Source organism: Clostridioides sp. ES-S-0001-03 (genome assembly GCF_020676075.1).
Lineage (GTDB): Bacteria > Bacillota > Clostridia > Peptostreptococcales > Peptostreptococcaceae > Clostridioides.
In genome coordinates this window covers 1-12953 of sequence record NZ_JACVWJ010000016.1, presented here as the reverse complement: position 1 = coordinate 12953, position 12953 = coordinate 1, and the positions used below count along the sequence as shown (strand labels likewise).

10 protein-coding genes and 1 pseudogene are annotated in these 12953 nt (G+C 29.5%); 5 read left to right on the top strand and 6 right to left on the bottom strand.

Annotated elements, in window-relative coordinates:
• Nucleotides 1-126: 126 nt before the first annotated feature.
• The 5 genes from IC174_RS19665 to IC174_RS19645 all read right to left on the bottom strand — a co-directional run bounded on the left by IC174_RS19665 (nucleotide 127) and on the right by IC174_RS19645 (nucleotide 4907).
• Nucleotides 127-1461 carry a GntP family permease gene (locus tag IC174_RS19665; protein WP_227483789.1) on the bottom strand — a complete coding sequence of 445 codons (1335 nt, stop codon included), beginning with the start codon at nucleotides 1459-1461 and terminating at the stop codon, nucleotides 127-129.
• A gap of 63 nt (nucleotides 1462-1524) precedes the next feature.
• Nucleotides 1525-2301: a 3-hydroxybutyrate dehydrogenase gene (locus IC174_RS19660; protein ID WP_227483788.1), complete on the bottom strand. Its 777-nt coding sequence runs from the start codon at nucleotides 2299-2301 to the stop codon at nucleotides 1525-1527.
• A 97-nt stretch (nucleotides 2302-2398) separates the two neighbouring features.
• Complete coding sequence (locus IC174_RS19655) at nucleotides 2399-3064, bottom strand: 3-oxoacid CoA-transferase subunit B (protein WP_227483787.1); 666 nt, start codon at nucleotides 3062-3064, stop codon at nucleotides 2399-2401.
• Nucleotides 3064-3720, bottom strand: a complete 657-nt coding sequence (locus tag IC174_RS19650) for a CoA transferase subunit A (protein WP_227483786.1) — start codon at nucleotides 3718-3720, stop codon at nucleotides 3064-3066. The genes IC174_RS19655 and IC174_RS19650 overlap by 1 nt, the downstream gene beginning before the upstream one ends.
• Nucleotides 3721-3728: 8 nt before the next feature.
• Nucleotides 3729-4907 (bottom strand): acetyl-CoA C-acetyltransferase, encoded by a 1179-nt coding sequence (locus IC174_RS19645; RefSeq protein WP_227483785.1) that lies wholly within the window; start codon nucleotides 4905-4907, stop codon nucleotides 3729-3731.
• A gap of 352 nt (nucleotides 4908-5259) precedes the next feature.
• Here IC174_RS19645 and IC174_RS19640 point away from each other — a divergent pair, with 352 nt between their 5' ends.
• On the top strand, nucleotides 5260-6162 hold the full coding sequence (locus IC174_RS19640) for a LysR family transcriptional regulator (protein ID WP_227432394.1): 903 nt from the start codon (nucleotides 5260-5262) through the stop codon (nucleotides 6160-6162).
• 476 nt (nucleotides 6163-6638) lie between these two features.
• Here IC174_RS19640 and IC174_RS21495 read toward each other — a convergent pair whose 3' ends face one another.
• Nucleotides 6639-6833 carry an ABC transporter permease subunit gene (locus IC174_RS21495; RefSeq protein ID WP_227432395.1) on the bottom strand — a complete coding sequence of 65 codons (195 nt, stop codon included), beginning with the start codon at nucleotides 6831-6833 and terminating at the stop codon, nucleotides 6639-6641.
• 133 nt (nucleotides 6834-6966) lie between these two features.
• On the opposite strand from IC174_RS21495, the pseudogene IC174_RS21490 reads away from it, so the two are divergent.
• From IC174_RS21490 to ptsG, 4 genes and pseudogenes are all read left to right on the top strand, one after another.
• Nucleotides 6967-7050: pseudogene (locus IC174_RS21490) on the top strand (hypothetical protein); the annotation flags it as partial.
• Between the two features lie 208 nt (nucleotides 7051-7258).
• Nucleotides 7259-9298 carry a cation:proton antiporter gene (locus IC174_RS19630; RefSeq protein ID WP_227483784.1) on the top strand — a complete coding sequence of 680 codons (2040 nt, stop codon included), beginning with the start codon at nucleotides 7259-7261 and terminating at the stop codon, nucleotides 9296-9298.
• A 256-nt stretch (nucleotides 9299-9554) separates the two neighbouring features.
• On the top strand, nucleotides 9555-10397 hold the full coding sequence (gene licT, locus IC174_RS19625) for a BglG family transcription antiterminator LicT (protein ID WP_227483783.1): 843 nt from the start codon (nucleotides 9555-9557) through the stop codon (nucleotides 10395-10397).
• 289 nt (nucleotides 10398-10686) lie between these two features.
• Nucleotides 10687-12768 carry a glucose-specific PTS transporter subunit IIBC gene (ptsG, locus tag IC174_RS19620; RefSeq protein ID WP_227483782.1) on the top strand — a complete coding sequence of 694 codons (2082 nt, stop codon included), beginning with the start codon at nucleotides 10687-10689 and terminating at the stop codon, nucleotides 12766-12768.
• Nucleotides 12769-12953: the final 185 nt, after the last annotated feature.

The following is a 12953-nucleotide window of genomic DNA, read 5'->3' as shown; positions in this document are numbered from 1 at the left end:
ATATTTATTTAATATATACTTTGAAAATCAGTAAAAAAAGTATCTTTAATTAGATTCTTGAAAATAGAAAAGCCATCTATCATAAATAGATGACTTTTTATATAATAAATTGTAGTTTGATTTAGTTTAATACATTAGTAATCCTAATGTAATTACAATGATTTCTGCTATTAATGAACCAACTGCAACCACAATAAAAGTTTCTTTAAAACCAGTTTTATGTGTTAATTTAGATAAACTCAAGAATGTAAGAAACACACCACTTTGAGGTACTATTGTTAATATATTTGAAGCAATTGTAGCAACACGATGGATTAACTCTGGGTTCATACCAGTACTTAGATAATAATCTGCAAAGTTCGGCATTACTATTCCCAAAGCCCCAGAAGAGGAGCCTGTTATTGCTGACATTGTTGAAGTTAAAACAGTAAGACTTATAAGTGGACTTCCTGGTATTGACATGATAAGTTTACTGAATATATCAAAGCCTGGTGCAGCCATTATTACAGCTCCAAATGCAACAGCAGAAGATGTTGCAAAAATAGGTCCTATAGAACCACTAGCACCAATACTCAATGTTTGTATTTTTGATGATAAAAATTTACGGAATAGAAAAGCAGATAAAACAATTGCAACTATTAAAGCTATGTAAATTACATTTTTTTTCATAAACTCTGAACCAAAAGTGCTTCCAGATATTGCTATGACTACAAGTGACAATAGAGGAAAAATACTTGCAAAAAATCCTGGTAACTCTCTATCTAAAGATTCTTCTTCTACATCTGAAGTGTAAGTTGCATAAGTTTCTCCTTTCCTAAGACTCTTGTTTAAAGTATATTTCATGTATACTAGACCAAATACAGCACAACCTATACTTCCTGCAATACTTGGTATAGCTGCTGTAGTAAGAGATGTGTTTAGGTACTGAATAGGAATAACATTTTGAATAGCTGGTGTACCAGGAATCATAGTCATAGTAATTGTTGCAATTCCAAGCCAAAGAGGTATCTGAATAAGATTCCAAGAAATATCAAGTTTTTTAAATAGAGTTCTTGCAAGTGGAATAACTGCAAACATAACTACAAATAAACTTATTCCACCATATGTTAATATAAAACTTACTATAAATATAGCCACTAAAACTCTATAAGGGTGATTAGAACCAAATTTATTTAGAATAAAATCAGCTATAGATACAGTAGCTCCACTTTCCTCCATAAACTTGGCAAGTATAGAACCTAACAAGAATATTGCAAAGTAACTCATTATATAGTTTCCAAGTGCTCCCATATAATTATTTTTGTCAGCACCCAGCATTGATGTCACAACATCCATTTTATTTAAGAGAACAACTATCAAAGTTGCTATTGGAGCAGCTATAGTTATATGAATTTCTTTAACTGAAAAATATATAATAGCTATAATACCAATAATTATACCAATTGGTGCGATAATACTCATAAATATCCCTCCTTAGTAGAAGGACCTGAAGAATAAATTCCTCAAGTCCTAAATATGTAATAATTATTGTGCAGTATATCCTCCATCTAGTAGGCAAGCTTGTCCTGTAATTCCTTTAGCCTTATCACTAGCTAAGAACATTGCATAATCAGCAATTTCTTGAACATCTAGTAGACGTTTTTGAGGTACAAGTGGATATAGAACTTCTTCTAATACATTTTCTAGTGGTACATTACGAGTTTTTGATAGGTCATTAAATTGACCTCTAACAAGTGGAGTATCTACATATCCAGGGCATATAGCATTAACTGTTATACCTGAGTCAGCAGCTTCAAGTGCAGCAACTTTTGTTAGACCTATAAGTCCATGTTTAGCTGAATTGTAAGCAGCTTTACCAGCAAATCCAATTACACCATTGATTGAAGCCATGTTTATTATACGACCAAATCCTTGTTTTTTCATTATAGGGAATACTTTTTTAGTAGCTATAAAAGGTGCTGTTAACATTATTTTTATCATAAATTCAAATTTATCAGTTGGGAAATCTTCTATCATAGCAACATGTTGAAGACCAGCATTATTTATTAGTATGTCCAATCTTCCATATTTTTCTATAGTTTTATCTATTGCATGGTTAATTTCTTCTTCTTTAGTTACATCACACTTTACATTTGCACAATCATAACCTTCTTTTTGTAATTCTGATGTAACTTTATCTAGCGCTTCTTGATTTATATCAGAGAATACTACCTTAGAACCATTCTTCAAGAATGATTCAGCTATTTGTTTACCTATTCCACTTGCAGCTCCTGTTACGAATACAACTTTGTCTTTAACCATTTTTATTTCCTCCAATTTAATTTTATTTTTATATTAATTTTTTGTATTAATATTTTACATCTTTTAAATTTATTTTCTGATGTAATTTTGATTAATTTTAAATAATCGATGCCTCTTTATTTAATGAATCTGACAATATTAAAGGTGCTTCAGTAGCAGAAAGAACTTCGTCTAATGTGAAGATAGGATTTATTTCTATAAGAAGGAGTCCATCTGTAGTTACTTCTATAACTCCCATCTCAGTTACAATTAAATCTACAGCATTGGTTGCAGTAAGTGGGAGAGTACAGTTATTTAATATTTTTGCTGAACCTTTTGAAGTGTGTTCCATTGCTACAATGACTTTTTTTGCTCCAGTTACTAAATCCATAGCTCCACCCATCCCAGGAACCATTTTACCTGGAATCATATAATTTGCTATGTTACCATATTTGTCAACTTGGAGTGCTCCAAGAACAGTTATATCTACATGACCTCCTCTAATTATTCCAAAAGAAGTGGCACTATCGAAAAAACAACCTCCAGGAAGGATAGTAACTAGCTGACCACCAGCATTTACAATAGTTTCATCACTTGAATTTCCACTTTCAGCTGGTCCTAGACCTAGAAATCCATTTTCAGATTGTAAAATAACGTTTACCTCATCTGGAATATAATTGGCTACTTTGGTTGGTAAGCCTATACCAAGGTTTACAACAGCTCCATCCTTTAATTCCTTAGAGACTCTGTTTGCAATATATTCTTGTATTTCTAATTTATCCATTATAAATTACCTCCTTCAACGATGTAATTCACAAAAATACCTGGTGTAGTAACTTCATTTGGGTCGATATCACCTATTTCAACAATTTCGCCTGCTTCGACTATTGTAATATTAGCAGCTGAAGCCATTAAATTATTAAAGTTATTCATAGAACCTTTGTAAACTAAGTTACCTGCTTTATCTACCTTTGAAGCAAATAAAAGAGCAACATCAGCATGAATTGGTTTTTCAAGAAGATATTCTTTACCATCGACAACAATCTTTTGCTTTCCTTCTTCTATAAGAGTACCAATGCCAGTTGGTGTTAGTATTCCACCTAAGCCATAACCAGCTGCACGAATTTGTTCAGCAAGAGTTCCTTGAGGAACTAATTCGACACATGTTTCATTATCATTCATCTGTCTTCCTGTTTCTTTGTTTAATCCTATGTGAGAGGCAATTATCTTTTTGAACTGCTTATTAACAACCATCTTTCCAACACCCTTGTCAATAAAACCAGTATCATTACAAACTAATGTTAAATCTTTTATACCTTTATCACATAAATAATCAATTAAATTTTCTGGGGAACCATTGGCCATGAATCCACCAACCATTACTGTATCTCCATCTTTGATGTGAGATAGAGCCTCATCAATGCTAACTATTTTATTCATATTTCCTCCTATCGTGAAACTATCATCGCTATTCCTTGACCACCACCAATACAAAGTGTTGCAAGGCCAGTTTCTACTTTACGTTTTTGCATTTCATAAATAAGGGTTACAAGTACTCTAGCTCCACTTGCTCCTATTGGATGTCCTAGTGCTATTGCACCACCATTTACATTTAGTTTAGACGAATCTATTTGAAGTTCATTTTTAACTGCAAGTGCTTGTGCTGCAAATGCTTCATTCGCCTCTATCAAGTCTATATCGTTAATATTAAGACCCACTTTTTCTAGTGCTTTTTTAGTTGCAGGAATTGGACCAGTTCCCATTATTTCAGGTTCTACACCAGATGATGCATATGATTTTATTGTAGCAAGCGGCTTAAGCCCAAGTTCATCTGCTTTTTGTTGACTCATTAGTATCATCATTGCTGCACCATCATTAATTCCTGATGCATTTCCAGCTGTTACAGTACCATCTTTTTTAAAGGCAGGTTTAAGCTTGGATAGTATTTCAGATGTCATGCTTAATTTAGGATATTCGTCTGTATCAATAGTTTTAATTTCTCTATGATTTATCGCAGCTTCTACTGGAACAATTTCGTCTTTAAAACGATTGTTTTTTATAGCTTCTTCAGCTTTATTTTGGCTTTCTAGTGCTATTTTATCTTGCATTTCCCTTGTAATTCCAAATTTATCAGCAACATTTTCGGCAGTAATTCCCATATGATATTGATTGAAAGCATCTATAAGACCATCTGTTAGCATACTATCTACCATAGTAACATTGCCCATTTTACTACCAAAACGAGCAGTAGGAATAATGTAAGGTGATTGACTCATATTTTCAGTACCACCTGCAATTACTACATCATTTTCACCAGCTATAATTGATTGAGCTGCTAGTTGAATGCTTTTAAGTCCTGAGCCACATAATTTATTTACTGTGTAACTTGGTACAGAACTTGGTATACCTGAGTTTATGGCAATTTGCCTAGCAACATTTTGTCCAAGACCTGCTTGTAGAACATTTCCAATTATCACTTCATCTATCTCAGATAAATCAAGTTTTATACGTGATATAGCTTCCTTAACAGCTACAACTCCAAGTTGAACAGCAGAAGTATTTTTAAATACGCCACCAAAGTTTCCTATAGGTGTTCTTACTGCTGATACAATTACTACATCTTTCATATTTAATAGTTCCTCCTTGAATGATTATTTGAAATTTTCTGAATAAAAAACTTTGAAGAACACTATAATAAATTACTTATAATACAAACTTGTTTTTAAGTAGTTTAATTATTTTTATTCCTAATGCCTTAGGTTTTCCTCTTTCTAACTATAGATTACGGCTAAAAATGTGTTTTGTCTAAGTCTAATTTTTTATACAACATATAAGGAAAATTTATAGGATAAAAATTTAGAATATATATATAGGAATATTTTGTTAAAATATTAATGAAATTATTTCGCTTTTCTTATAAAATGTTCTTATAAGAAAAAATATTAATATCAACTATACTTGTAAGAAAGGTGGTTTGAAATGGATATAAAACAGTTAAAATATTTTGTTGAAATAGTGAAATCTGGTTTTAATTTATCAATTGCATCAAAAACTCTTCACATATCTCAACCAGCCTTAAGTCAAATTATAAAAACCTTTGAAGAAAATGAAAATGTGTATTTATTTGAGAGATATAAAGGCAGGTTAAATGGCTTAACTCCAGCAGGAGAAAGATTTTATGTAAATGCAGAAAATATTATAAATGAATATAAAAATATGATGGAGGATTTGCGAGAAGATTCTGTTCAGTTTAAAGGGAAAGTTAGAATAGGAATACCACCACTTATACTTGGAATAGCTTTTTCTGATGTAGTTGCACAATTAGTTGCAAACAATCCAGACATAGAATTTGATATAGTAGAGAAGGGGGCATACGATTTAAGTAGAATGCTTATTTTGCAGGAATTAGATTATGCAGTTCTTTTACATCCACATAAAATTGATAGGAGTGTAGTAACAGAACATGTACTTCAAGAAGACGAACTTACAGCATTTTTAAATATAAATCATCATCTCGCAAAGAAAAATAAAATAGATTGGAATGATTTAAATGAAGAACTGCTTGCAATATTTAATCCTACATTTATGATACATCATAAATTAATGCAAAAATTTACTGATGAAAAAGTTAAACTTAAGAGGTATATTATGTCTGGTTCTTGGGATTTCTTGTTGTTGTCAACTACAAATTCTGACTTTATAACTATTTTACCATCACCAGTACACGATTTTTTTGAAAATAGTCAAATTATAGAAAAACCATTTAATGACCCTATCACATGGAAGGTTGTGTTATGTAGACCTAAAAAAGAGCGTTATAGTCATGTAGATGAACATGTATTTAAATTTATTATAGATTTCTTTAGTAAAAAGAATCTATGATTTGTTATTTTAATAACAAATCATAGATAAAATAATTAAGTTCAATTACAATAAACTATTAGTTTTTCAACTACATATTAATTAAGGGAAAATAAATTTTATATAATATATAAATAATTTAGAAGGTTATTAAAGTTACTTAATATATAACTTCATTAAATTCTATAATATATAAAATTTTTATTTTGAAATATATAAAAAGCAGTGAGTGTATTTATACACTCACTGTAAAATATTTTGTATTTTTATTTTAAAGTATTGATATTATCAAGTGTTATTAGAGAACTTTTTACTTATTATAGTTAAACTCATAACTGTTAAGAAGATAAGTAAGCCAGGAAATACAGCTAAATATAACTTATCAAAAATATGTCTTTGAGCATCTTGAAACATGTTACCCCATGATGCAAGAGGTAACTGTATACCAAGTCCTAAAAAACTAAGTGCAGATTCAGTTAAGATAGCATTTGCAATATTTAATGAACCAGCAACTGTGATAGTTTCTTTATAGAAGCCTTAGGAGCTAGATAAGTATTTAATACAATTAAAACTAAAAAACTTGGAATACTCATAAGCATGTCTACTAATCTCATCAAGAACTGGTCTAGTTTCCCACCAATATAGCCACTAATAACACCTACAGCAGTACCAAATACTATAGAAATAAGCATTGATAAGATACCAACACTAAGTGAAATTCGTCCACCATAAAGTGCTCTAGCAAAGTAATCTCTTCCTAGTTCATCTGTACCAAAAATATGTTTTAACCTAGGTTCTTGAAGTTTAGTAGTAGTATCATAGAGAGATATTCCATCTCCAACAAACCCACCATCTGGATGTAAGTTCCATACAAGATGTCCTTATTGTAAGGAAATATGTAAAATATAAGTACCAGCTTTAAAGGAAATCTCAAAAAATCATATGGTTGCATGTCACTTAATGTAGAGGTTTTCAAAACTAAATTTGGCGTATATAATAAGAATAATAGATTAAAGTAAATATTTTATAATTACATGTAAAGTGTAATACTATCAATATTAAGATAGTTAATATATAAGTCTAATCTATAAATTATATATTGAAAAGAGAGGTAGCTATGTCAATTTTAGTAACTTTATTAGGTTTGTTGGTCTGTACAATAATTTCAACTATACTTAGTAAAAAATGGAGCAATATTCCTCTTGCAATTTATCAAATTGTATTAGGTGTTTTATTGTCTATTTTACCATTTAAATTTTCCTTTTCGTTTAGTCCAGATATATTCGTAATATGTGTCATAGCTCCACTATTATTTAGTGAAGGTCAAAATGTATCAAGAAGAGAATTATTAGAACTTAGAAGACCAATTTTACTTCTTGCATTTGGACTGGTTTTAACAACAGTATTTGCAGGTGGGATTTTTATACATTTTCTTATTCCTGAAATGCCACTATCAGTTTCATTCGCTTTGGCAGCAGTAATATCTCCAACTGATTTAGTAGCAGTAAAATCAATTACACAAGGTTTAGATTTTCCTAAAAATATGATGAATATACTTGAAGGAGAATCGCTATTAAATGATGCTGCAGGGGTAGTGGCATTTAAAGTTGCAGTACTTGCTACCGTTACAGGCTTTTTTTCAATAAAAGAAGCAAGTATTCAATTTTTGATTACTGCATTTGGAGGAATAATAGTAGGAAGTATTTTAGGATATATAATCATAAAAATAAGACTTAATTTGCACAAGTGGAATTTAGAAGAAATACCAATGGTAATAGTAATACAGATAACGACTCCACTTTTTGTGTATTTTGTGTCAGAAGAGCTAGGAGTATCCGGAATTTTAGCAGTTGTAATGGCAGGTATAGCCCATGGAATCGAAAAAGAACATTTACAAAATACAACGACTAAATTGAGAATAATATCAGATAATACATGGTATGTTTTGGAGTATGTACTGAATGGGTTTGTCTTTACATTACTTGGTTTTTTGTTGCCAGGTATATATCAAGGAATTATCACTAACAACGAAGATATAGCATTAAATTTAACTTTTATTGCTATTTTAATTGTAGTTATATTATTTATTATAAGATTTATATGGGTGTATTTATGGCACAGTTCTTTTATAAAAATCAAGAAAAATCCTTTAAATAATTTCTTTACAGGTTTTTTAGGATTTAAGAATGAAGAATTTGAAAAAGATGATACTTCTAGATGGAAATATTCATTAATAGTTGCTACTTGTGGTGTTCATGGTACATTTACACTTGCAACTGCTCTATCTATACCATTTTACCTAGACAATAAAGATATGTTTCCAATGAGAGATATTGTTTTGTTTATATCATCAGAAGTCATACTTATAAGTTTATTACTCGCAACAGTTTTATTGCCAGTACTATTAAAAAAGAATGTACAAAAGTCAGAAGACTTATTGTCTGATAGAGAGGCATATAAATTAATTTTAAAAGAAGCTATTTTAAAACTTAGCAATGAAAAAGCGCAAGAGGTACAGCCAGTAATACATGATTTAAATGAGCAGCTAGTAGATTTAGAAAAGGGTATATTAAATATTCCAGATAACAAAATTATAAATATGATGATTGCAGAGGCAGATAATCAAGGCTTAATAGCTGTTCATAAATTATTGAATGATGGAAAAATTTCTGGTAGAGCATTTGAGTTATATAGATTTTATATTACAAAATCGAGAAAATCTGTCCAAAAATCAATATTTAAGATTGTAAAATTAAAAATAAGTATGTGGATTATAGATAGAAAGGTAAAAACAGAAGTAAAAGAAAAGATTACAAAAATAATATCTGAAAATAAGGAACTAATTAAAGAGTTTCACCATGCATATGCACTTTCTACAAAGACAGCTATATCATTTATAAATAAAAATATTAATGAAGATAATAGGCATGAATCATTAATAGTAATTAGATTTTATAATCGTTATCTAAATTGGCTAACTAGAAAAATTCATAATGATGAGAAATTTGAAGCAAAAGTAGTATACTATAGATTAATGGCAATACAAAGTGAAAGAGATAGTATTCAACAACTAGTTGAAACCAAACAAATATCAAGAGACGTAGCTAAAGAACTATTGGAAAATATTCTCTATGATGAAATGATGATGATAGAATGAAAAAAATAAACTGTATAGGATTTAAATTTTATTGGTACTAAAAAATAGGAAACAGTTTTCAATAATTGCTTGACATAGATATCCATTTATAATAGAATAAAGCTATAAATTGAATACAATATTTATGAGCGTTAACAAATTGGATTGTTACTGGGAAGCAGGCAATACCTAAGTTAGGATATACAGGTGAATTGTATCTTAATTTAGGTGTTTTTTTATGAATAAGGGAAATTGTATTTTGGGAGAGATATTGATTATGATTATTCAACAAATTTACAATAATAATGTTGTGTTAGTTTTAGATGAAAACCAAAAAAAAGAATTAATACTAACAGGATGTGGAATAGGATTTCAAAAAAAGAAAGGTCAAGAAGTAGATAAAAGTAAAATTGAAAGAACCTTTGTAACACAAGATGAAAGTTTTATAGATAAAATTGGAAAATTAGCAAGCCAGGTTGATGAGAAGTTTTTTGAAGTGAGTACAGAGGTAATTGCTCATGCAGAAGGCATTTTAAATACTGAACTTTATGAGTACATATATGTAGCACTTACTGACCATATTGCATTTGCAATTAAAAGATATCATGAAAATATAAATATAAAAAATGATTTACTACATGAAATAAAAAGAATTCACAAAAAAGAATACGAGATTGGAAAATGGGCTGTAGATTATATAAATAAAGAATTTAATGTAGAGTTTCCTTTAGATGAGGCAGGATTTATAGCTATGCACATAGTAAATTCAAATTATAAAGGCAGTTCAAAGGAATCCCTGTTAATTACTAAAATTGTAAAAGACATACTAAATATTATAAGATATTATTATAGAGTTGAGTTTAAAGAAGATGATATAAATTATGATAGACTTCTTACACACTTAAAATTTTTTGCAAATAGATTAGTAAAAAGAGAGGAACTCAATGATACTAATAATGATATTGTAGATATAATCAAGATAAAGTATGAAAAAGACTATAATTGTGCATATAAAATAAAGACACATGTAGAGAAAAACTATGAGTACTATGTAAGTCAAGATGAATTATTATATTTAACACTACATATTAAAAGAGTCATATCTGTGTTGAATTCATGATAAACATACTAAATAAATATAAATTCAATATCGGTGTTTAAGATATTATGTAAAATTTAATAGCAATATAATAATTTTAAAACATTAAGATTGTTACTGATAATGCAGGCAAGACTTAGGTTTATAAGAAAATTATAACAGTTTATTTTTAATTCTAAAATTAGGTTGATATAGGTTTATTTATATTAACATGAGGTTTATTTTTAGGATTAAAGTTACTAGTGTAATTTTTTATAAACTTAAGTCTTTTTTATTTAAAAAATATAAAATAATAAGGAGATAGAAGTAAATGAAAAAAATATTTGGTGTTTTACAAAAAGTAGGAAAATCTTTAATGTTACCAGTTGCATTACTTCCAGCAGCAGGTATATTGCTTGGTGTAAGTAATGCTTTAGCAGGAGATGCGTTACTTGCTCATTTTCCAGCACTAGCAAATCCTACATTCCAACTTATAATAAGTATAATGGAAAGTTCAGGGCAAATCATATTCAATAACTTGCCACTTATATTTGCAGTTGGTGTAGCCGTGGGTCTAACCGAAGGCGAAGGTGTAGCAGCATTGGCAGCTATAGTAGGTTTTTTAATCCTTAATACGTCTATGGGTGTTATGGCAGGTGTCACAGAAGATATGATAGATAACTCTATGTATGCAAGTATTGTTGGAATACCAACAATTCAAACAGGTGTATTTGGTGGTATTATAATAGGCATAGTGGCTGCTTATCTTTATAAAAAATTTTATAAAATTGAACTACCTCAATATTTAGGTTTTTTTGCAGGTAAAAGATTTGTGCCTATTGTTACATCATTAACAGCAATAGTAATAGGAATTATATTATCATTTATTTGGCCACCAATACAAGAAGGATTACTTAGTTTTTCAAAAAATGTTATAGAAGCAAATCAAACATTAGCAGCATTTATGGAAGGGTCTTTAGAAAGGTTATTAATACCATTTGGTTTACATCATGTTTTCCATAATCCATTCTGGTATCAATTTGGAGAATATGTAAACAAAGCAGGTGAACTTGTAATGGGTGACCAAAAGATATTCTTTGCTCAACTTAAAGATGGAGTAAATTTCACAGCAGGTACTTTTATGACAGGGGCGTTTCCGTTTATGATGTTTGGTCTTCCAGCAGCAGCACTTGCTATGGTACATGAAGCAAAGCCAGAAAAGAGAAAATTTGTAGCAGGAATAATGGTATCAGCTGCACTTACATCTTTTTTAACAGGAATAACTGAACCAATAGAGTTTGCATTTTTATTTGTTGCACCAGCATTATTTGTAGTACATTGTTTGTTTTCAGGTTTATCATATGCAGTAATGCAACTATTAGGAGTTAAAATCGGATTCACATTTTCAGGAGGATTAATAGATTTCTTACTATTTGGTGTACTTCCTAATAGAACTACATGGTATCTAGCTATTTTAGTAGGTATTGGATTTGCAGTATTATATTATAGTGTGTTTAGATTTATGATAAGAAAGTTTAACCTAAAGACGCCAGGAAGAGAAGATGAATCAGAGTCTAATGTGGAGACTAGTGAGATTTCAAAAGATAAGTTAGCATCAGAAATACTAATAGCTTTAGGAAATAAAGAAAATTTAAAAAGTTTAGATGCTTGTATAACAAGACTTAGATTAGTTGTAAATGATATAGATAAAGTGGATAAAGAAAAGTTGAAATCACTTGGAGCAGCAGGTGTAATGGTTATTGGAAACAATGTCCAAGCTATATTTGGTCCAAAATCAGATGCAATAAAATCTAATATAAAAGATATAATAGAGGGAAAAGTAAAGATTGAAAATACTGATATTAAAAATATAGATAAAAAGAAAATGGAAAAAAATAATAACACAGAAAACACTAATATAGGTAATACTTTGGTGGAAGAAGAAATTTATTCATTGACAAATGGAGAAATCTTAGGTATAGAAGAAGTTCCAGACTCTGTATTTTCAAGTAAATTAATGGGCGATGGTTTTGCAATTAAATCTGATGATGGATTAATTTATTCACCAGTAGATGGAACTATTGGAGTTGTATTTCCAACTAAACATGCAATAATAATCAAATCTAAAAAAACTGGAGTAGAAGTACTTATACATTTAGGTATAGAGACTGTAAACTTAGAAGGAAATGGGTTTGATGTATTTGTAAATGTAGGAGATGAAGTTAAATCGGGTGATAAACTGGTTAATATGGATTTAGAATATATTGAAAAAAATGGTTTATCAACAATAAGCCCAGTAGTATTTACTAATTTAGAACAAAATCAAAAACTAAACATTAAAAAGGGAAAAGTCACAGCAAAAGAAAGTAATCGTGTAAGTATATTAAAAGAGAGTATTGAAAAAATAGGATAGACACATCAGTATGTATACTTAAAACTTGTATGAGTTTTAGTAATTATATAAGATATAAGGTAATGTAAAATAATTTGTGCTTCAAGGTTAATAAAAATCTTCTTTATGGCAATGATTTAAATATAATCAAATGTCGTAAAGGAGATTTTTTATGAATACTTTAAGAAAACAATTAGTCAAAGAAA